This window comes from Microbacterium sp. 2MCAF23 (genome assembly GCF_052115565.1).
Taxonomy (GTDB): domain Bacteria; phylum Actinomycetota; class Actinomycetes; order Actinomycetales; family Microbacteriaceae; genus Microbacterium.
In genome coordinates, this window is record NZ_JBFRGY010000022.1 from 1 (window position 1) to 19,212 (window position 19,212).

Below are 19,212 nucleotides of genomic sequence, written 5' to 3' on the forward strand. Positions count from 1 at the left end.
CGACGGGTCTGAAGCATGCGGTGGATGGGATCCACAGCATGTCGGAGTCGCTGACGGGGATGATGCACAAGATCCAGGAGTTGGATCAGCAGCTCGCCGGTCACTGACCGTTGGTGTGCGGGCGGGGGTCGTGCACCGACCCCCGCCCGAACTCGTCGCCCGACGTTGATAGGTTCGAAGACATGAAGGAACGTGAGAATCCTGCGTCGGTCGCAGGAGCTCGTCCCGACCTGGCAGCACTCGAGCGGGAGATACTCGCGGATCATCCCGAGGTCATCGCCGCGATAGACGGTGACGATGTCACCCGGGTCGGGCGTCCAGCGGCGCTGCGCAACATCGGCGCCGTCTTCGTGATCGCCGTCATCGCCCTGGCACCGCTCCTCGGCGTGGCGATCTACGGTGAGCATCCGTATCTCGGAAATGTGCCGACGACGCCGGCGTCGTCGTCGGTGCCGATCGCTGGCATGTGCTTCGCCGTGGTCATCATCGCGCAGCTCGTGATCGCCGCCGCGTGGATGCGCGGGGGCGCGCTCTGGTCGGTTCCGGTGCTGCTCTATGGGGTCTGGTCTGGAGCGCTCGCGCTCCTCTCCGCCCTTGGCACGGCGAACGTCGCCAGTGACGCCGGGTACGATCCGTCCGGCTGGCGCACGCCGATCGTCGTGGCGGCAGTGTGCGGCGGTGCGGTCGTGCTGGCGGTGCTGGCCCGGGCGGGCGCACGCGCCAGGATCCCGGCCCACGTCACCGGCTGGCAGCGGGTCAGGCGGACCGTGGGAGCCTTGCCGAAGCGCGAGCGCGATGCGCTCCGGAGCAGGCGGAACGCGGCGATCCGCGAACTCGCGGAGCGTGGCGAGATCACCGAGGCGCGCCGCGTCTCCGCGTCGGGCTCCGCGCTCGGGGAGCTCCGGCGGATGGAGCAGATCTGGCGGCGGCTCGACGGAGTCGACGTGAAGGAGTAGCGGATGGGGACTTCTCCCCATCGACGCCGATGGCGAGGTCTTCGTAAGTTGGAGTCATCGGGCCGACAGGCTCGGTTCAGCAGCTCATCGGAGATGTGGTGCGACGGGTGCCCGGCTGAAGTCGGGCTCGCCGCCGCTGAGCAGTCTGGACGACCGGAGAGAGTGTCGCGGATGAGGATTCCGCGACGAGGGGTGAACGCGCCGAACGGCGCAAGGATTGGGCACAGGAATCATGGCTGACGCGATCTGGATCAAATACACGGAGCTCGAAGCGGTGAACGGGAAACTGAAGGACATCGTGTCCGAGCTCAACGACGCCGGCTCCAAGACGGACGAGCTGCGCGACGCCATCGGGACCCCGTTCTTCGACGGACGGCTGCGGGACCGGGCCGGCGACTTCGAGTCGAGGTGGGACGACAAGCGCAAGCACCTCGCCTCCGACATCGACAAGGTCCAGAAGCACGTGCAGGGCGTACTGGACGGCTGCAAGAAATGGGACGAGCAGACGGCCAAGCACCTCGAGGTCGACGCCACCGGGGCCAGCCAGCCGCGTCCGATCGGAGGCAAGTGATGTTCATGGAGAAGTCGCCGAAGGGGCGCCAGATCGGCGAGCTGGTCGGCACGCCGAGCACGATCACGGATCGGGGCGATGCGATCGAGAAGCTCGGCAACAAGATGATCGAGAGCGCCTCGTTCCTCCAGTCCCTCGCCGATCAGACCTCCGGTCAGAAGGGCGAGGCGATCAAGAAGCTGCAGGAGGTCGTGGGCGACACCTACAAGCAGCTCAAGCTCGCGGGCGAGCTCTACCAGCCGACGGGACCCGTCCTCAAGAAGTACGGCGAGGCCCTCGGCGTCGTGCAGCCTCGGCTCAACGCCGCCGCCAGGGAGTGCGCAGCGCGCTGGACCGCGTTCGACGGCGCGGACGGATACATGCCCGGCGCGCGTCCCACGTACGGGGCTCCCAAGGAGGGAACCCCGGAGGCGACCGAGGACGCAGAGGCCGACTCGGGCAAGAAGCAGAAGCACGAGGCCTTCCTCGAGGAGGCTCGCGTGTTCGACCGCGAGTACGACACCTGGGAGACGGCCTTCGACACAGCGGTCGACGGCGTCACCCAGGCGACCAGCGGGAAGATCAAGGATGGCTTCTGGGACGACGTCGACGGGTTCGTCGCCGGCGCGCTCGAGGTGCTCAAGGTGGTCGGCATCATCGTCGGCATCGCTGCGATCATCATCGGCGGACCGATCCTTGCGGCCCTGGCCGTCGGCATCGGCCTGCTCACCCTCATCGGAACGGCCTATCAGTTCTCCCGCGGAGACGCGAACGGATGGGATCTGGCGCTCGCGATCGTCGGCGTCATACCGTTCGGCAGCGCCGGGAAGCTCTTCCAAGCGGGCAAGCGCCTCGACTTCCTCGGTGACATCGTCTCCAAGTCGAACTTCGCGAAATGGGGCGCCGAGGGGCGCAGCATCAAGACGCTGTTCACCGAAGGTGGAGGAGGGATCCGCGGCACTCTCAGCGCGATCAAGGGCAACTACCTCGCTAACAACCCCGCGGGGCCGGCCGACGCGATCAGCCGCCTCATGCTGAACAAGGACACCAAGCAGCTCACCGACATCGCCACGGACATCGCGACGAAGACCGGTGCAGCCCGCGGATCGGCCGTCTATCAGCTCGCTTACCAGCTCGTGCAGGGGCCGTGGAAGCTCACCGACAACATCACGAAGTGGACCGGCCAGCCCGACTCCGGCCTGTCCAAGCAGTTCCCCGTCATCGGGGCGTTGATGTGACGCCCGAGCACGGAGCACACAGCCACGAGTGGCGGGTGGACGTCGAGACCCTGGCGCAGGGATGGGTCTTGATCCCCGAGGCGGAATCAGACGAGGCGCGTGAGGAGTGGGTGCGGGAGCGCATGGAGCGAGTGCGCGCGGCCGGCACCGAGAACTGGCCGACGTCCTTCGACGAGTATCTGACGACCGTCTTCCGCGATGCGTTCGCGCACCTGCGCCCCGAAGACGCCCTTGTGTTCCAGGTCTGGCCGTCCGCCCAGCCGATCTGCGTGTACGTGCACGTCGCGTTCGGACTCGTCGACCCGGCCGACGTCACGTTCGAGCCGGGCACGGCGATCCTGTACGAGGGAGCACCCGGGCAGGGAGCCCACCTTCCTCTCGTGGAGACGACGCCGGCCGGCGACTTCTACGGATCGCGTTACGTGTTCTCCGGATCGGGAAGGGCTCTGGTCATCGACGTCGAGCCGACGACCCTCGACGAGCTCGTGGCGCTGACGCCCGCCCTGCAGTCGATGCTCCAGCGCGTGGCGGTAACGTTGCCCGACGGTGCCCCGTTCCGCGCCGAGACCCCTGCCCTGCTCGGGGCCGGGGAGAGCTGGGCTCTCGAGGGCGCATGACCTCCCCGACGGCAGATCCGGAAGGACCCCCGATGACCGAACCTCAGCTTCCCGACTCCCCGCCGGTGCGAGTGAGTCTGCGGGAACAGCTCGGCGGCGCGCCGGACCCCGATTTCACGCTCATCTTGCCACCCGGCTGGGAGCGGCGCGGCGTCGACGACGCCACCGAGCGCAGCATGCTCGGCGCAATGCGGCAGCGCCTGATGACGGCCCAGCGGCCCGAGCTGTATGCGCAGATGAACCGGCTCCTCCGCGAGGCGTTCGTGCAGATGCGCAAGGTCTCGGTCGTCGCCATGTTCGTCCCCGCGGACGATGCCGAGCATGCGCTCTTCCTTCCGGCGTCGCTCACGGCGAGCATCCAGCGGAGCGATTCCGGCGAGAACCTCGACGACTTCGTTCGCACAGCGATCCGCGAACACGGCGCGACGGCGCTGCTCGAAGACCAGCGGTTCCTGCGTATGGAGCGCGACGAGGTGCAGACTGTCGAGGGGGAGCGGGTCGGGGTCACCACCGTCGTCTACATCACGCCGATGCCGGGGTCGCAGCGTCGGCGGGCACTCCGCCTGACCCTCGTGCTGATGCGGCCGGACGACGTGCCCCTGGACGATCCGCCGCTGGTGGCGATGCGGGCGCTGTTCGACCTGTGCGTGTCGACCCTCGCGTGGCTGCCTGCCGGCACCGGACAGGCCGCCTGAGGCGCGAAGCCTGATTCGGATGCTTACCGCGGGTCAGCGGCCGGCGTCGGCCAGGTGGCGGGCGTCGTGGCTGAGCACCTTCACCATCACGCCGTGGCGGCGCAGGGCCGCGACCGTGCGCGCCTCTTCGTCGATGTCGCGGCCGAGGGCGTGGATGTTCGCGACGACGAGCACGTCGCCGGGGCGCAGCGTGTCGATGAGACGGCCGATGCGGTCTGTCCAGCTCTCCAGGATGTCCGGTGCAGGATGGCGGAATCCCTCGATCGGCACGCCGAACCGGGTGAGGTCGTCGCGCTGCTGCACCACGGACGGCATGCCGTCCCGGGCGACGACGAGGCCGACCAGACGGGATCCGTCGGGCTTTGCCGACCACCAGTCGCGGTTCTGCTGCAGCTCGGTGAAGCACTTGGGGCACTCCGCGGCCGCGTGCGGGAGGTGCAGCGGGCTGGTGAGGGCCGCATCGACCGGCGCACCCGTGGTGCCGTCCGCATCGCCGCGCGCGTGCGTGGTCGCTTTCATGTGATCCGCCTCTCCGTGTCTATTGTGCCTTCTCCCACGGACATCGGCGTCCGCAGGGGAAGGAGGATCGAGCTGCGCCATCACCGGGCGGGGTACGCTCGCACTGTCCCACCCCGGAGCACAGAGGAGCGCCATGCCCATCGTCGCCGCCTACGCCGCACCGAGCGAGGGTGCACCCCTCGTCTCGACCACGATCGAGCGCCGTGAGCCGGGTCCGCTCGACGTGGTGATCGACATCGCCTTCGCAGGCATCTGCCATTCCGACATCCACACCGTGCAGGGGGACTGGGGACCGCAGCACTACCCGCTGGCCCCGGGGCACGAGATCGCCGGCACCGTCGCGGCGATCGGATCCGACGTCACCCGTTTCGCGATCGGCGACCGGGTCGGCGTCGGCTGCCTGGTCAACTCGTGCGGAGAGTGTGCGGCATGCGCACGCGGCGAGGAGCAGTACTGCACGGGCGGAGCTGTCGGCACCTATGGCGCGACTGATCGCGACGGCACGATCACGCAGGGCGGCTACTCGCGCCAGGTCGTCGTCACCGAGGCGTTCGTGCTTCGGATCCCCGACGCGATCCCGCTCGATCGGGCAGCTCCCCTGCTGTGCGCCGGGATCACCACGTACTCGCCGCTGCGGCACTGGAAGGTCGGCCCCGGCACCCGCGTCGCCGTGGTCGGCCTGGGCGGACTCGGGCACATGGCCGTGCAGCTCGCACACGCCCTGGGTGCCGAGGTCACCGTGCTCTCGCAGTCGCTGCGCAAGAAGGACGAGGGGCTGCTGCTCGGGGCGGACCGCTACCTGGCCACGTCCGATCCGGAGACCTTCTCGGAGAACAAGAGCGCGTTCGACCTCATCCTGAACACCGTGAGCGCGCCGTTGCCGCTGGACGCGTACCTCGGCACGCTCGACACCAACGGCACGCTGGTGAGCGTCGGAGCCCCGCCCGAGCCGCTCTCCTACCACGCGAGCCTGCTCATAGGCCGGCGTCGGTCGCTGGCCGGATCCGCCATCGGCGGGATCGCGGAGACCCAGGAGATGCTCGACTTCTGCGCCGAGCACGGCATCGCGGCCGAGATCGAGCTGATCGACGCCTCCGCGATCAACCAGGCCTACGACCGCGTGCTCGCCTCGGACGTGCGGTTCCGCTTCGTGATCGACGTCGCCACGATCTGAGACTCGACGGACCCGTTTCCCCGGGGTCGTTGAGCGAGCAGCGACGAAGGAGCAGCGAGACGAAACGGTGCTTCTCGCGGGATTTGCGCCGTTTCGTTTCGGTCTCGCTGCGCTCGTCCTCGCTCAACGACCCCGGGTGGGGACCGCGGGGCGGTCAGATCAGGCCGAGGGCTCGCACGGCTTCGCGCTCCTCGACGAGCTCGGCGACCGAGCGATCGATGCGCTCGCGGGCCCATGCATCAGGGTCCAGGCCTTCGACGATCCGCCATTCGCCATCGACGGCGCGCACCGGGAACGAGCTGAACAGACCTTCCGGCACGCCGTACTCGCCGTGCGACACGATCGCGGCGCTGGTGCGGCGCTCTCCGGTGCCGAGCGCCCAGTCGCGCACGTGATCGATCGTCGCGCTCGCCGCCGACGCGACGGAGGAGGATCCGCGCACCTGGATGATCTCGGCGCCGCGGTTCGCGACCCGCGGGATGAACGTCGTCTCGAGCCAGGTGCGCACATCGGCGGTCTGCTCCGCGAGGGCGTCGAGGACCGGGCGTCCCGCCACGGTGGCGTGTGCGACGTCGGGGAACTGCGTCGCCGAATGGTTGCCCCAGATCGTGACACCGGAGACGTCGGCCACCATCGCATCGAGCGCCGCGGCGAGCTGACCGCGGGCACGGTTCTCGTCGAGCCGGGTGAGCGCGCTGAACCGCTCGGCGGGCACGCCGTCGGCGGCCGCCGCGGCGATGAGCGCGTTCGTGTTCGCCGGGTTGCCGACCACCGTGACGCGCACCCCCGAGGCGGCATGGGCGGCGATGGCGGCTCCCTGCGGGCCGAAGATCGCGCCGTTGGCGGCGAGCAGATCGCCGCGCTCCATGCCCGGCCCACGTGGACGCGCGCCCACGAGCAGGGCGTGGTCGGCGCCGTCGAAGCCCACGGCGGGGTCGTCGGTCACCTCCACGTGCTCGAGCAGCTCGAAGGCGCCGTCCTGCAGCTCCAGGGCTGCTCCTTCCGCCGCCGCGATCCCGGCCGGGATCTCGAGCAGCCGGAGGCGCACCTTCTCGTCGGGTCCGAGCATGTCGCCGGCCGCGATCCGGAACAGCAGCGCGTAGCCGATCTGCCCGCCGGCTCCGGTCAGAGTCACCGTGGTGGTCACTTTCGGCTCCCTTCGGTCGCGGCGCGACGCTCAGTCCGAGCCTATGCCTCCCCGTCGAGGGGCAGACCGTGGAAAACTGTGCTCATGACGTTCAACCCCGATGCCGATGTCTCAGACAACAAGGTCCAGCGGCGTGGTGGCGGACGCACCGCCGCGATAGCCGGCGGCGGCGTAGTCGGTCTCGGCGCCGTCGTCGTGCTGCTGATCAGCGCCTTCACCGGCGTCGACCTCTCGGGGCTCCTCAGCGGGGGGACCGGCTCGCAGGGGCAGCCGCAGGCGACGGCCTCTTCGGAGGGGTACGTGAAGAACTGCAACACCGGCGCTGATGCGAACAACGACGTGGACTGTCGCGTCGCTTCGACCAAGCTCGCGCTGAACCAGTACTGGAGCAAGCACGTGAAGGGTTACGTCGAGCCGGGCCAGATCAGCGTCGACGTCGCGACCGCGACGCCGTGCGGAACCGCTTCGAACGACGTCGGCCCGTTCTACTGCCCTTCCGATCAGACCGTCTACATCGACCCGACCTTCTTCCAGCTGCTCAAGCAGCAGTTCGGCGCCGAGGCGGGCGACCTCGCTCAGGTGTACGTCGTGGCGCACGAGTACGGGCACCACATCCAGAACATCACCGGCACGATGAGCAAGTACCCGAACAACGGCACGGGGCCCACGAGCAACGGTGTGCGCACCGAGCTGCAGGCCGACTGCTACGCCGGCGCCTTCATCGCGGATCTGACGGATTCGAAGGACAAGAACGGTGTCGCGTACTTCAAGAAGCCGACCACCGCGCAGATCAACGACGCGCTGAATGCCGCTGCGGCCGTCGGCGACGATCACATCCAGCAGCAGTCCGCCGGCTACACGAACCCGGAGAGCTGGACGCACGGCTCCAGCACGCAGCGCGACTACTGGTTCGCGACCGGCTACAAGAACGGCCTCGACCAGTGCGACACCTTCGCGGTGGCCACGCCGTAGCCGGATCCCCGACGTCGAAGAAGGAAAACGTCGCTCCCGGTCGCTCCGGAGCGACGTTTTCCATCTCTGACGAGACCGAGCGCCGTCGCCGCCGCTAGGCCCGCATCGCCCGCACGAGCGTGCGCAGGAGCGCGAGCACGCCGCCCTGCGCGCGGAACCGGGTCAGGCCCTCGCTCACCTCGGCCGCTGTGCGCGACGACGCGAACCACGGCGGTTTCGGCAGGATCGTGAACCGCCCGCCGTCGCGCACCACCGAGGCCGACCGCGGGAACGGCCGGAACGGCCCGCGCACCACGGAGCGCTCGACATCGGCCAGCAACAGGGCGTTGTGCACGACGCCGACACCGCTGCCGACGTCGGCGATCGTGTTCCCCGGGAAGGCGCCCCAGGTGACGGTCGGGGTGATGAAGCCGAACGCGGTCCAGGTGTTGATCGCGATGGATCCGTAGCGCAGTGCGGTGATCGCCCGCTCGAAACCGGCGCCGAGCGAGACCTGCGTGGCGGGGTCGATCAGCAGGTTCGCGCCGAGCGTGCCCTGCAGCTTGTCGTTCGCATGCGCGACGGCCGCGTCCAGGAACGCCTGGCCGGTGCCGGGCAGCTGCTCCACACCGAGCACGGGCGCGAAGTACTCGGTCTGCTCGAGGGCGGTGGCGTCGTCGTCCTCGCCGATCTCGACGAGCAGCCGATCGGCCAGCACGAGGGCATCGGGGTAGGAGTCGTGGGCCTGCGCCATCCGCTCCTCCGAGCGGGGGTACCAGATGGGACGTTCCGGGGCGATCGCGTAGGCGCGGCGCAGCTCGATCAGGAACTGGTCCTTCTGCGACCAGTCACGGGAGAGGATCACGACCTGACCCGCGATGCAGTTGTGGCCGCCGTTCTGCAGACGCATGGTCGCGACGTGCTCGGCCTGGAAGCGCAGATCCGCGTCGCTCCAGTCGCCCGGCACGACGATGATCGGCGAGACGCCGCCGAGCTCGGCCGTGATGGGCTTCTTCAGCAGCGGCCGGTTCTCGCGTTTGCGGCGCTTGGCCTGAGCGGCCCCTGAGCCGGTCGAAGGGCCCCACACGATCGCGTCGAAGGTCGGGGCGGATCCGGTGATGTGCACATGTGCGAAGGCGTCGTGCGCGGTGAGGAACGCGCCGATGTCGCCGGCACCGCGGACGATCCGCAGGAAGCCGGCGGCGATGAGCGGTGCGAGGGCCTTCTCGAACACCGGCACGAGCGAGTCCTGCGTGGGGTTGACCTTGAGCAGCACCACCCGATCGTGCGCGAGCAGCTCGTACAGCACGTCGAGCACGGGGATCGAGGTGATGTTGCCGGCCCCGAGCACGAGGCCGATGCCGCCGTCGCCGGGCGCGGGGGAGCGCTGTGCGAGACCTGCGCGTGCCCTGGCGTCACCCGGGGTGACACCGAGAGTGAGCCATACCTCGCCGGTGAAGCCGGAGAGCAGGATCTTGTCGATGCCCTCGAGCGGGAAGGAGTGCACGCGGGTCTGCCCGCTGGCGGTGCGATCGACCGAGATGCCGTCCAGCGGGTTGCGCCCCTGCGCGATCCGGTCCAGGGTCTCGATGTAGGCGTCGAGCGCCCCGAGCGTGGCGTAGGGTCCGCTCAGCCACTCCTCGCCGCGCAGCGGGTGATCGTCGCTCAGCTGCTTCGAGCGCACCGCGGTGCGCGTCCAGAGCCGGGCATTGGCGGCGACCGTGCGTCGCACTCCGCGCAGCAGCGTCACGCGCTGGCCGACGGTGAGCGCCGACCAGGCGGCGGAACCCTTCTGCAGATCGGCGATGGCGCTCTCGATGGGCGCGCGGACATCATCGGCGAGGGTGTCTGGCATCGGGATCTCCTTCGGCGCGGTGTGCTCTCAGGTTACGCGCTCCGTGTGGGACCGAGTCTCACCGATCGGCGCCGTCGATGTCGGCCCTGCGGAGCCGGTAGCGGGCCAGGGTGGCGAGGCTCACTGCCATGAGCACGGCCGGCGCGACGCTGAAGGTCAGCACGATCCCGGCGACCGCGCTCGCCGGCTGCGCGACCGTGCCGACATCACCCGCCGTGCGCGAGACGTACCCGGTGATCGCCAGCACGATGGCGACGATCGTGGTGCCGAGGGCGAAGCCGACGGTCTCCGATGCGGTCCACATGCCGGTGAACGTGCCGGCGTTGCCCGGTCCGCTGTCGCGTTCGTCGTGCGAGATGACGTCGGGCAGCATCGCCATCGGCAGCGTCTGCATGCCCGCATAGGCGACGCCCGCGATCGCGACCGAGGCGTAGATCCAGGATCCGGGCATCCACAGTGCGAGGACGATCGAGGCGGATGCGAGCAGGAAGATCGTCGAGGCGATCCGGAACGCGCGCTCCTTGCCGGTGCGACGGGACAGCCACGCCCAGGCCGGGGTCGCGATGACCGCAGGAGCGACCAGTGCGATGAACAGCAGGGTGACGGCGCTCTCGGAGCGCATCACCCAGGTCGCCACGTACTGCGCGCCGGCCAGCATCGTTCCGGTGGCGAGCGCCTGCAGCAGGTAGGTGCCCAGCAGCGCGCGGAACGGCAGCGAACGGCGCACGGCGGCGAACCCGGCGGCGTACTGCGCGCGGATGCCGACGTGCTCGACGGACGCGGGTGCGGCGACCGCGTCGTCGGCCGTGCGCGCGGCGATGAGCATGCCCGCCCCGATCACGATGCCCGCGACCACGCCCATCACGAGATAGCCGGTGACCGGATCCCCGGTGATGCGCCGCAGCTCCGGTCCGCCGCCGCCGAACAGCAGGATGGTGACGGTGAGCACGATCACCCGCCAGCTGAGCAGCCGGGTGCGCTCGTCATAGCTCGAGGTGAGTTCGGCCGGCAGGGCGATGTACGGCACCTGGAACAGGCTGAACGCGGTGGCGGTGGCGAGGAACGCCAGCAGCACGCAGATCACGCCGGCGACCGGGCCGAACGCGGGCGGGACGGCGAAGGTGAGGGCGAAGAACACCGGCAGCGTGAACGCCCCGATGAGCATGAAGGGCTTGCGGCTGCCCGTGCGGATGAGGTTGCGATCGGACCAGGCGCCGATCACCGGATCGATCACGACATCCCAGATCTTCGCGAGGGTGACGATCGCTCCGGCGAGGATCGCGGTGACGCCGAGGTTGTCCGTCAGGAAATAGGCGAGCACCAGGCCGGGCAGTGTGGCGAAGCCCCCGGTGCCCAGTGAGCCGGTCGCATAACGCGCGACCGTGCGGGCCGAAAGGCGCGTGGGGGCTCGTTCTGCGCGAGCGGCAGTGCTCATGCGCGTCAGTGTATCGGCGTCCTTCGGCCGTCCAGCGCCTGGTCGTCGAGCGAGGACGCCGAAGGCGACCGAGACGAAGCGCCGCGCCGTCGAGAGAGCGTCAGATCAGGGACAGCTCGCGCAGCTTGGCCTCGACATCGGCGTTCGACGGCTCGACGTGGTGCGAGGCGTCGGGGTAGACCACGACGGGGATGTTCGTGCGACCGGAGATCTCCTTGGCGACGTCGGCGGCAGCAGGCTGCTCGACGAGGTCGACATAGGTGTACGTGATCCCGAGCTCGTCGAGCTGCTTCTTGGTGCGGATGCAGTCCCGGCACCAGTCGGCGCCGAACAGGGTGATCGTGTCAGAGGCGGGGGTCGTCATGATTCCAGGGTACGGCGGATCCGAGGGTGCGGGCTCCGCCGGAACGCAAGGCCCTTGCCGGATGTTCACCGCCCGTTAGCCTGGGTCGGACAGGCTTTCTGACGGGAAACGCGCAGGTTCCGCATGGTTTCGCGTGGGACCATGTCGAGTCACGCGAACGGAGGAGGGGCATGGGCGACATGTCGGCAGGGGAGACGATCCCCGGCGCCACGGTCATCATTCCGACCTTCAACGAGCGCGACAACATCGCTGCTCTCATCTCCCGCGTCTCTGCGGCGCTCCGCGACCGGGAGGGCGAGATCCTCTTCGTCGACGACAGCGCCGACGACACCCCGGACGTGATCCGGGAGCTCGCGGCCACCGCGTCGATGCCCGTGCGCCTGCTGCATCGCGACAAGCCGGTCGGCGGCCTGGGCGGTGCCGTGGTGGAGGGGATCCGCTCCGCATCCTTCGACGTGTGCATCGTCATGGACGGCGACCTGCAGCACCCTCCGGAGCTGCTGCCCGAGATGATCGACCGCTACGAGGAAGGCGACGCCGATGTCGTCGTCGCCTCGCGCTACATCGGCGGTGGCGACAACGGCGGACTGGCCGGCGCGCTGCGGGTGGGGGTCTCCCGGAGTGCGACCCTGCTCACCAAGGCGATGTTCCCGATTCGGCTCTCCGGCGCTTCGGATCCGATGACCGGCTACTTCCTGGTCGACCGGCGCCGCGTCGATCCGGACGCGCTGCGTCCGAACGGCTTCAAGATCCTTCTGGAGATCCTGGTGCGCTCGGACGTGCGCATCGCCGAGGTCCCGATGGAGTTCGGCGAGCGTCTGCACGGGCAGTCCAAGGCGTCGTTCGTGCAGGGCATGGAGTTCCTCAAGCACCTCGCCCGGCTGCGCTTCGGCAAGATGTCGCTGTTCGCAATCATCGGGGCCGTCGGCGCACTGGCGAACCTCGTCATCATGTGGGCGCTCACGCACCTCGGCGTGGAGTACGTCTGGGCAGCCATCATCGCCGCCGAGGTGACGATCGTCGGCAACTTCATCCTGCAGGAGCGGTACGTCTTCAACGACATGCGCGACGAGGCCTCGTCCATCGGGGTGCGGTTCGCGCAGTCGTTCACGTTCAACAACGTCGAAGCCGCCGTGCGCATCCCGATCCTGGCGCTCATGGTCGAGAGCTGGCACATCTCCAGCATCCTGGCTGCGGCGATCTCGCTGGTCGCGGCGTTCTTCGTGCGCTTCCTGTTCCACTCGCTCGTCGTCTACGCACCGCGTCGCTCGGTGCGCAAGGCCGAGGCGCGTCGTGTCAGGCTCGAGGCGGAGACCGCCGCCGCGGAGTGAGTACGGGATCCCCCGTAGCCGGATCCTGTCAGCCGATGTTGTTCTTCAGGCCGTCGACCGTGTCGCCGTAGTTGATCCGGACCACCGGCAGCTGCAGCTTGTTCGTGCCGATCTTCACGTATCCGAAGTCGATCGTGCGCGCGAGCAGGAACCCGGCCTTGGTCACGCCCTCCTCGGCGGTCGCGTTGTAGTGACCGTACGGGTAGGCGATGACCTCCTTCGCGCCGAGCACCTTCGCCGACTCCTCCAGGTCTGCCGCGACCTGGTCGGCCGGCAGGTTCACCATCCGGCCCTTGCCGTTGTCGCCGGCGCGGTGCATGTCGTTGGTGTGCGAACGCTGCAGCACATAGGGCGAGGGGGAGCCGTCCTTGCGCTCGCCCGTGATCACGAACGACGTGGTCAGCAGCTTGCGCTCGGTCACCACCGGCACCGCGAGCTGCAGCCAGGTCGGATCCGCGTCGTCATCGGTGATGATCAGCGAGTGCTGCGGCAGGAACAGCTTGCCGTCGATGAACGCGTTCAGCTCGTCCCAGGTGGGCATGTAGAACTTCGAACTCGCGACGTAGTCCATCTGCGCCTTGAAGTCCTCGATGTAGACGTAGTTGTTGCGCAGCCAGTTGTCCTCGCCCCCGGGCTTGGTCGTGAACTGGTGGTACATCAGGATCGGGATCTTCACCGCGGTCGCGGTGTTCTGCTCGGGCGTGGTCCAGGCGGCGTACAGGGTACGCTGCTGGTCGGTGCAGGTGGTCAGCTGCGATCCGTTCACACGGTCCGTCTGCACCTGGGCCTGCGCGGCCTCCGGCGTCGGATACCATCCCGCGAACACCGCACCGGCTCGCTCCGGGATGGGCAGGCCGGTGAACAGGACGCCCACGGTCTGCAGCATTGGGGCGTGGTCGATGCCCTCGCCGGAGAAGGACACCGCGCATGCCGTGGCGGGGTCGGCGGCGGTCTTCAGCAGCTGCTGCGCGGGCGTGAGCGGCGTCGACTTCGGGGTCGGCGTGCTGGTCGTGCCCACGGCCGACGCCTTCTCCTGTGCGCCGCCGAGGAAGGCGTGCACGGTGATCGTCGCGATGACGGCGACGAGGGCGACGGCGAGCACGGCGATCAGGCCGACCACGAGGCGTCGACGGCGGATCACCGCACGCGAGGGGCGCGAAGGGCGCGGCGAAGCAGGCGATCCTCCAGTCATGGTGCTGAGCATAGGGGATCGATGGGTCCGGATCCTGACGCGACCATGATCGTGGCGCTCAGAGCAGCCAGCCGCGCTCCTGCGCGATGCGGGCGGCGTCCGCCCTCGTGCGGGCCTCGAGCTTCTGCATCGCCGAGGACAGGTGGTTGCGCGTCGTGCCCTCGGACAGGTGCAGGATCCGGGCCACGTCGGAGATGGTTCCGCCGTCGCGAGCGGCCGCCAGCACCTCGGTCTCCCGCGGGGTGAGCGGCGACGGTCCGGCCGTGAGCGCATCGGTGGCGAGTGCCGCATCGATCACGGTCTCACCGCGCATCACGCGGCGCACCACGTCGGCCAGCTCGGATGCCGGGGTGTCCTTGACCACGTACCCAGAGACCCCCGCGGACAGGGCGCGGGACAGGTAGCCGGCGCGGCCGAACGTGGTGACGATCACGATCCGCACCCCGGGCAGGGCCTGGCGCAGCTGCGCGGCGGCGGTGAGCCCGTCGATCCCGGGCATCTCCACATCCAGCAGCGCGATGTCGGGCTGGTGCCGGAGCGCGGCGTCGAGCACCTCGTCGCCGCGACCGACCTGCGCCGTCACCACGAAGTCGTCCTCGAGGCCGAGGAGGGTCGCGAGCGCGCCGCGCACGAGCGCCTGGTCGTCGGCCAGCAGGATCCGGATCGGTGCGTCCGCCGTCATGCCGTGACCTCCAGAAGGAAACCGCCGTGCCGGGAGCGGCCGATCGTCAGCGCGCCGCCCGCGTCGGCCGCACGCTCGGCGAGCCCGTGCAGGCCTGTGCCGGCGGGGTCGTCCGCACGGCGCGGCGCGGGACCCACGCCGTCGTCCTCGACCGTGATGCGCGCGGGGCTCAGCATCACCCAGCAGTTCGTCGCGCCGGCATGGCGGATCACGTTCGTGACGGCCTCGCGTAGGGCCCAGCCGAACAGCTCCCGGTTGCGCTCCGGCACCTCGTCCGTGGTCGTGGGGAGGTGGGCCGTGATGCCCGCGGCGGGCAGCAGCGTCCGCAGCGAGGCGAGCTCGCTCGCGATCCGCACCTGACGGTAGCCGGAGACGACGGCGCGCATGTCGCTGAGCGTGGCTCGGGCGAGGGTCTGCACTTCGTGGATCTCCGCCGCCGCCGCGGCCGGATCCCGGTCGGCGAGCTTGGCGGCCAGATCCGCCTTCAGGGCGATCGCGGACAGGGAGTGGCCGAGGATGTCGTGCATGTCGCGGGCGACGCGGTTGCGCTCCTCCTCGACGGCGACGACGGCGAGGTCCTTCTGGGTGCGGCGCAGCTGCGCCAGCGTCTGCAGGTTGCGCGTGAAGGCGGACATCAGCGTGCCGATGGAGAGGATGATGAGCGGCATCGTCCAGGGCGGGGTGCTCGTGGGCTGCAGGGCGCCGTCGATGAGGTTGATCACGAGCGCCGCGGCCGAGACCACCAGCACCGCGATCATCGCCCGGCCGCCACCGCCGAGGCAGAGCGCGGCCGAGACGGCGACGTAGGTCCAGAGTCCGGAGAGGTCGGGGCCGAGCACGAGGATGAACGGCAGCGACAGCAGCAGGAGGCCGGCGGGCGGGGCCCAGCGCCAGCGATCCGGGAGCGCCATCGCGATGGGGAACGACACCGTGAACAGCGCGCCGTAGACGACCACCCCGAGACCCCAGAACCAGGATCCGGGGGCGGGGACCTGGGTGAGGAGCGGCACCAGGATGAAGCCGACGATGAACAGCTGGCTGATCAGGGCGCCCGGGTACCAGCGCTTGGCGCCCGGGGCGCCGAGCGTGAGGCGCAGCCGCGGCCACCCGGCGGTGCCGTCCAGCGGCGGCGCGTCCAGGAAGCCGCCCTCACCGATGCCGAAGCGCCCCAGGAAGCCGAACCGGCGCTCGCGCCGGGCAGGGCGTGCGGCCGGAGCCGTCACGCCCTGCCCGGCGCGGGTGCTGTCCGTCACGTCAGACGCGCTTGGTGTCGCGGCGGAACATCAGCACGGCCAGTGCCGTGAAGATGACGAGCCACACGATGAGGTTCGGCACGGCCCAGCCGTTGGGGGTGACCCCGACCACGGCCGACTGGGAGAGCTCCGCGATGCCCCAGAGCGGAGTGAACCTGGCGCCGATCTGCACCGCCTCGGGCATGACCGCGAGCGGGACGAACAGGCCGCCCATGAAGCTCAGGATCGGCAGGATCGGGCCGAGGTAGCGCATCGCGTTCTGCGCGGGGAAGGCGTATCCGACTGCGAGTCCGAGGCTGGTCAGCATGAGCGAGCTCAGCCAGGCGAGAACGCCGGCCAGGATCAGGTTGCCGAGCGGGGCGGTGATGCCGAGTGCGGCGCCGACGATCAGGGTGACGAGCACGGCGATGCCGCCGAGAACCAGCCCGCAGATGACCTTGACGAGGATGTAGACGACCGGGTTGAGCGGCGTGAGGCGCAGCTGCCTGCTCCAGCCCTGGGCGCGCTCTGCGGCGACGGAGACACCGGTCATGGTGCTCGCGACCATCGCGCCGTACACGGCCATGGAGATCATGATCGGCACGGCGGCGGACATGCCGCCCTGGCTGACCGGGACGTTCGTGATCGCCGTGTTCTTGTTCGGGAGCCCGATCATGACCAGCATCGCGATCGGGAAGATGAGCGTGAACACGACCACGCTGGAGTTGCGGAACAGGCGCTTCAGCTCGACGCCGAGGAAGGTGAGGCTGAAGCCGCCCATCGGCGGTACGCGGCGGGTGGACGGGTCGATCCGGTCCAGGCGTTCAGTGGCGGTGGTCATGTCATTCCCCTTCCGTGTCGTCGCCGGGTTCGTCGGCGGAGGTGAGCCGCAGGAACGCCTGCTCCAGGTTCTGGCTGGTGATCGTGATGTCGTGCGCGCTGGTGCGCGTCAGCAGGTGGCGGGCGATCGCGTCGGAGTCGTTCGCACGGATGATGATGCGCGGGCCCCGCACCTCAACGGAGTCGACGCCTTCCAGCGCCGCGATCTCCGCCTGGCCGGATCCGGAAGCCTCATCCCACTCCGCCTCGATGGTGCGGCCGGAGGCCATCGCCTTGATCTCGGCGGTGGTGCCATCGGCGACGATGCGGCCCTTGCGGATCAGCACGATCCGGTCGGCGTACTGGTCGGCCTCTTCGAGGTAGTGCGTGGCGAACAGCACGGTGCGGCCGCGCTGGGCGTCGGCGTGGATCGCCTGCCAGAACGAGTGCCGGCCCTCCACGTCCATGCCGGTGGTCGGCTCGTCGAGGACGATGAGTCCCGGATCCGACACCAGGGCCATCGCGAAGCGGAGTCGCTGCTGCTGGCCGCCCGAGCACTTCTGCACCTTGCGGTCGGCGATGTCGGCGATGCCGGCCCGTTCGAGCGCGGCATCGATGCTCGTGGTGTGCGTGAACAGCGAGGCGGTGAGCTTCATGGTGTCGCGCACCGTGACGTCGCTGAGCAGGCCGCCGGTCTGCATGACCGCGGAGACCAGGCCGCGCCCGATCGCCTGGCGCGGGGTCAGGCCGAACAGCGACACCTGGCCCCCATCGGGCTGCGAGAGGCCGAGGAGCATGTCGATCGTGGTGGTCTTGCCGGCGCCGTTCGGGCCGAGGAAGGCCACGACCTCGCCCTGGCGGACGGACAGGTCGACGCCGTCCACGGCGGTGAAGCCGCGGAAGCGCTTGGTGAGCCCGGTCGCGGTGATCGCAGCGTGCGGCGCGGAGGGGGCCTGGATGACGGACTGCACCGTCTGGGTTTCGCTCATGATGTCGCCTCGTTCATGTCATCCAGTCTGCTCCGCGTCGTGCGCGGCGCACGATGAACGATGTCATGGATCCGCTATGACATCCGTCACAGGGGTCGGTCGCGGGGGTTGGCTTGCCGGGGCCTTGTGATCCGTTCGCGTGAACAGCTTGCGCCGGTGTCAGGACGGCGAAGGTTCGGGATCCGGCTTCGGTCTTTCAGAACGGCGATGGTTCGGGACCGGCTCCGGTCGTTCAGAACCGCGGGTCTGCGGTGGGCAGCAGATGCGGGGTGTCGGCGACTCTTGCTCAGAACGGCGCGTCTGCGTCGGGTGGTGGATCCGGTTCGTCGATGGTGAAGGTGACGGGTGCGGGTGGTTTGTCGATGTAGGTCGCGCCGCTGGGGCTGGTCCATTCCAGGACGCCCGCGCCTTTTTGTTTCACGGTCCACGCGGTCTGGTGCTTCARGACGTGGTGACGTCGGCAGAGTCCGCCGAGGTTGCCTTCTTCGGTGGCGCCGCCGTAGGCGGCGTCGATGGTGTGGTCGAGGTCTTGGGCAGTGGGTGGGAGTCCGCAGGTGGGGAATCGGCAGCGGGAGTCTCTGGCGTGCAGGAGCCGTCGCAGGTCGGTGTTGGGGCGGTAGTGGTCGACGGCGAGGATCGCTCCGGTGATCGGGTGGGTGAGCACGCGTTCCCAGGCGTCGGCACCGCCTGCGAGGATCCGGGCGGTGTGCGTGTCGATGGGCTGCCCGCTGGCGAGCTCGCCGGCCTGCTCGACGCGAACACCGAACACGGAGCCGAAGCCCGCGGCCGCAGTGTCGGTGCCCGCGCCCGTCCCTGATCTGTACTCGCATGCGCCAGGCCTGTCCGCGGCCATCGCCGTGAACACCGGGACCCGACCGTGCGAACATCTCCCGGGTCGCCGAGCCCGTCCGGATCCGGGGTGAGTCTCGCGGTCTGGTATTTCGACGCGGCCGCGTTCGCCTTCTGCACAATCCGGGCCTGTTGCGTGAGCCGRTCGTAGATCCCGTCGATCACTGCGGCGGCGTGGATCAGCCCGAGCATCTTCTGCCCGTCACCCAAGTCTTCCCGCCACAGGGTGCGCTTCTCCTGGGCCTCCCGGTGCCGTTCCGTCAGACTCCGCGGGGCGAGGCGTTCCGCGACCCGCTCGACCACCCGCTTCGCCCGGTGCGGGGTCTCACCCTCGCAGGCCGCGACGGCTGCCCGCTCGAACTCCGCCCGCACCTCATCGCTGTCCAGGCGCGCCCCGGTGTCTTGGATGAGCCGCACGTGCGCGGCGTTGATCCGCGCGTCCGTGAACGCCTGCATCGTGGCGGGGAACTTCGTCATCAGCTCCGCGGCGCGCACCATCCGCCCTTGCACGACCCGGTCCGACATGTGCAGCACCGCCGCCAACTCCGCTGCAACACTGCGGGCGGCGAGATCCACTGACTCGCCCCGCACCCCGGACGCACCGTCCGCGGCGGCGA

At 69.5% G+C, this 19,212-nt stretch carries 19 protein-coding genes and 1 pseudogene; 8 read left to right on the top strand and 12 right to left on the bottom strand.

Going from position 1 to position 19,212, the window contains the following annotated elements:
* Window positions 1-182 precede the first annotated feature (182 nt).
* The 5 genes from AB4078_RS18510 (at window position 183) to AB4078_RS18530 (ending at window position 4,056) form a co-directional block, all read left to right on the top strand.
* Complete coding sequence (locus AB4078_RS18510; RefSeq protein ID WP_441978354.1) at window positions 183-956, top strand: hypothetical protein; 774 nt, start codon at window positions 183-185, stop codon at window positions 954-956.
* A 232-nt stretch (window positions 957-1,188) separates the two neighbouring features.
* On the top strand, window positions 1,189-1,527 hold the full coding sequence (locus tag AB4078_RS18515; protein WP_441978355.1) for a hypothetical protein: 339 nt from the start codon (window positions 1,189-1,191) through the stop codon (window positions 1,525-1,527).
* Window positions 1,527-2,744: a hypothetical protein gene (locus tag AB4078_RS18520; protein WP_441978356.1), complete on the top strand. Its 1,218-nt coding sequence runs from the start codon at window positions 1,527-1,529 to the stop codon at window positions 2,742-2,744. Before AB4078_RS18515 ends, AB4078_RS18520 begins: the two co-directional genes overlap by 1 nt.
* 35 nt (window positions 2,745-2,779) lie before the next feature.
* Window positions 2,780-3,361: a hypothetical protein gene (locus tag AB4078_RS18525; RefSeq protein WP_441978357.1), complete on the top strand. Its 582-nt coding sequence runs from the start codon at window positions 2,780-2,782 to the stop codon at window positions 3,359-3,361.
* A gap of 32 nt (window positions 3,362-3,393) precedes the next feature.
* On the top strand, window positions 3,394-4,056 hold the full coding sequence (locus AB4078_RS18530; RefSeq protein ID WP_441978358.1) for a hypothetical protein: 663 nt from the start codon (window positions 3,394-3,396) through the stop codon (window positions 4,054-4,056).
* Window positions 4,057-4,089: 33 nt separating this feature from the next.
* On the opposite strand, the gene AB4078_RS18535 is transcribed toward AB4078_RS18530, so the two are convergent.
* A complete protein-coding gene (locus tag AB4078_RS18535; protein WP_441978359.1) occupies window positions 4,090-4,575 on the bottom strand; it encodes a recombinase family protein in 486 nt (161 codons plus the stop codon).
* Window positions 4,576-4,708: 133 nt separating this feature from the next.
* Here AB4078_RS18535 and AB4078_RS18540 point away from each other — a divergent pair, with 133 nt between their 5' ends.
* Window positions 4,709-5,749 (top strand): NAD(P)-dependent alcohol dehydrogenase, encoded by a 1,041-nt coding sequence (locus tag AB4078_RS18540; protein WP_441978360.1) that lies wholly within the window; start codon window positions 4,709-4,711, stop codon window positions 5,747-5,749.
* Window positions 5,750-5,903: 154 nt separating this feature from the next.
* On the opposite strand, the gene AB4078_RS18545 is transcribed toward AB4078_RS18540, so the two are convergent.
* Entirely contained in the window at window positions 5,904-6,896 is a 993-nt protein-coding gene (locus AB4078_RS18545) for a malate dehydrogenase (protein ID WP_441978361.1), read from the bottom strand.
* An 84-nt stretch (window positions 6,897-6,980) separates the two neighbouring features.
* On the opposite strand from AB4078_RS18545, the gene ypfJ reads away from it, so the two are divergent.
* Window positions 6,981-7,868: a KPN_02809 family neutral zinc metallopeptidase gene (ypfJ, locus tag AB4078_RS18550; RefSeq protein ID WP_441978362.1), complete on the top strand. Its 888-nt coding sequence runs from the start codon at window positions 6,981-6,983 to the stop codon at window positions 7,866-7,868.
* Window positions 7,869-7,962: 94 nt separating this feature from the next.
* Here ypfJ and AB4078_RS18555 read toward each other — a convergent pair whose 3' ends face one another.
* From AB4078_RS18555 to AB4078_RS18565, 3 genes are all read right to left on the bottom strand, one after another.
* Window positions 7,963-9,702, bottom strand: a complete 1,740-nt coding sequence (locus AB4078_RS18555; protein ID WP_441978363.1) for an aldehyde dehydrogenase family protein — start codon at window positions 9,700-9,702, stop codon at window positions 7,963-7,965.
* Window positions 9,703-9,760: 58 nt separating this feature from the next.
* Window positions 9,761-11,137, bottom strand: coding sequence for an MFS transporter (locus tag AB4078_RS18560; RefSeq protein ID WP_441978364.1), 1,377 nt, complete (start codon window positions 11,135-11,137; stop codon window positions 9,761-9,763).
* Between the two features lie 100 nt (window positions 11,138-11,237).
* Window positions 11,238-11,501 (bottom strand): glutaredoxin family protein, encoded by a 264-nt coding sequence (locus tag AB4078_RS18565; RefSeq protein WP_441978365.1) that lies wholly within the window; start codon window positions 11,499-11,501, stop codon window positions 11,238-11,240.
* Window positions 11,502-11,671: 170 nt separating this feature from the next.
* On the opposite strand from AB4078_RS18565, the gene AB4078_RS18570 reads away from it, so the two are divergent.
* Window positions 11,672-12,832 (top strand): glycosyltransferase, encoded by a 1,161-nt coding sequence (locus AB4078_RS18570; protein ID WP_441978366.1) that lies wholly within the window; start codon window positions 11,672-11,674, stop codon window positions 12,830-12,832.
* Between the two features lie 28 nt (window positions 12,833-12,860).
* Here the strand turns inward: AB4078_RS18570 and AB4078_RS18575 are convergent, their stop codons facing one another.
* The 7 genes and pseudogenes from AB4078_RS18575 to AB4078_RS18605 all read right to left on the bottom strand — a co-directional run.
* Entirely contained in the window at window positions 12,861-14,024 is a 1,164-nt protein-coding gene (locus AB4078_RS18575; RefSeq protein WP_441978367.1) for a polysaccharide deacetylase family protein, read from the bottom strand.
* A 58-nt stretch (window positions 14,025-14,082) separates the two neighbouring features.
* A complete protein-coding gene (locus AB4078_RS18580) occupies window positions 14,083-14,706 on the bottom strand; it encodes a response regulator transcription factor (protein ID WP_441978368.1) in 624 nt (207 codons plus the stop codon).
* Entirely contained in the window at window positions 14,703-15,959 is a 1,257-nt protein-coding gene (locus AB4078_RS18585) for a sensor histidine kinase (RefSeq protein ID WP_441978369.1), read from the bottom strand. Before AB4078_RS18585 ends, AB4078_RS18580 begins: the two co-directional genes overlap by 4 nt.
* 1 nt (window position 15,960) lies before the next feature.
* On the bottom strand, window positions 15,961-16,779 hold the full coding sequence (locus AB4078_RS18590; RefSeq protein WP_441978370.1) for an ABC transporter permease: 819 nt from the start codon (window positions 16,777-16,779) through the stop codon (window positions 15,961-15,963).
* A 1-nt stretch (window position 16,780) separates the two neighbouring features.
* Entirely contained in the window at window positions 16,781-17,746 is a 966-nt protein-coding gene (locus AB4078_RS18595; RefSeq protein ID WP_440733197.1) for an ABC transporter ATP-binding protein, read from the bottom strand.
* A gap of 286 nt (window positions 17,747-18,032) precedes the next feature.
* Entirely contained in the window at window positions 18,033-18,599 is a 567-nt protein-coding gene (locus tag AB4078_RS18600; protein WP_441978371.1) for an HNH endonuclease signature motif containing protein, read from the bottom strand.
* 191 nt (window positions 18,600-18,790) lie between these two features.
* Window positions 18,791-19,186, bottom strand: a pseudogene (locus tag AB4078_RS18605) (DUF222 domain-containing protein); the annotation flags it as partial.
* Between the last annotated feature and the right edge of the window lie 26 nt (window positions 19,187-19,212).

Excerpts from the sequence above, each read along its gene's own strand:
- AB4078_RS18515 (WP_441978355.1), top strand. The coding sequence starts at position 1,189 with ATGGCTGACGCGATCTGGATCAAATACACGGAGCTCGAAGCGGTGAAC.
- AB4078_RS18560 (WP_441978364.1), bottom strand. The coding sequence starts at position 11,137 with ATGAGCACTGCCGCTCGCGCAGAACGAGCCCCCACGCGCCTTTCGGCC.
- AB4078_RS18575 (WP_441978367.1), bottom strand. The coding sequence starts at position 14,024 with ATGACTGGAGGATCGCCTGCTTCGCCGCGCCCTTCGCGCCCCTCGCGT.
- AB4078_RS18595 (WP_440733197.1), bottom strand. The coding sequence starts at position 17,746 with ATGAGCGAAACCCAGACGGTGCAGTCCGTCATCCAGGCCCCCTCCGCG.
- AB4078_RS18590 (WP_441978370.1), bottom strand. The coding sequence starts at position 16,779 with ATGACCACCGCCACTGAACGCCTGGACCGGATCGACCCGTCCACCCGC.
- ypfJ (WP_441978362.1), top strand. The coding sequence starts at position 6,981 with ATGACGTTCAACCCCGATGCCGATGTCTCAGACAACAAGGTCCAGCGG.
- AB4078_RS18535 (WP_441978359.1), bottom strand. The coding sequence starts at position 4,575 with ATGAAAGCGACCACGCACGCGCGCGGCGATGCGGACGGCACCACGGGT.
- AB4078_RS18520 (WP_441978356.1), top strand. The coding sequence starts at position 1,527 with ATGTTCATGGAGAAGTCGCCGAAGGGGCGCCAGATCGGCGAGCTGGTC.
- AB4078_RS18565 (WP_441978365.1), bottom strand. The coding sequence starts at position 11,501 with ATGACGACCCCCGCCTCTGACACGATCACCCTGTTCGGCGCCGACTGG.
- AB4078_RS18580 (WP_441978368.1), bottom strand. The coding sequence starts at position 14,706 with ATGACGGCGGACGCACCGATCCGGATCCTGCTGGCCGACGACCAGGCG.
- AB4078_RS18530 (WP_441978358.1), top strand. The coding sequence starts at position 3,394 with ATGACCGAACCTCAGCTTCCCGACTCCCCGCCGGTGCGAGTGAGTCTG.
- AB4078_RS18540 (WP_441978360.1), top strand. The coding sequence starts at position 4,709 with ATGCCCATCGTCGCCGCCTACGCCGCACCGAGCGAGGGTGCACCCCTC.
- AB4078_RS18510 (WP_441978354.1), top strand. The coding sequence starts at position 183 with ATGAAGGAACGTGAGAATCCTGCGTCGGTCGCAGGAGCTCGTCCCGAC.
- AB4078_RS18570 (WP_441978366.1), top strand. The coding sequence starts at position 11,672 with ATGGGCGACATGTCGGCAGGGGAGACGATCCCCGGCGCCACGGTCATC.
- AB4078_RS18555 (WP_441978363.1), bottom strand. The coding sequence starts at position 9,702 with ATGCCAGACACCCTCGCCGATGATGTCCGCGCGCCCATCGAGAGCGCC.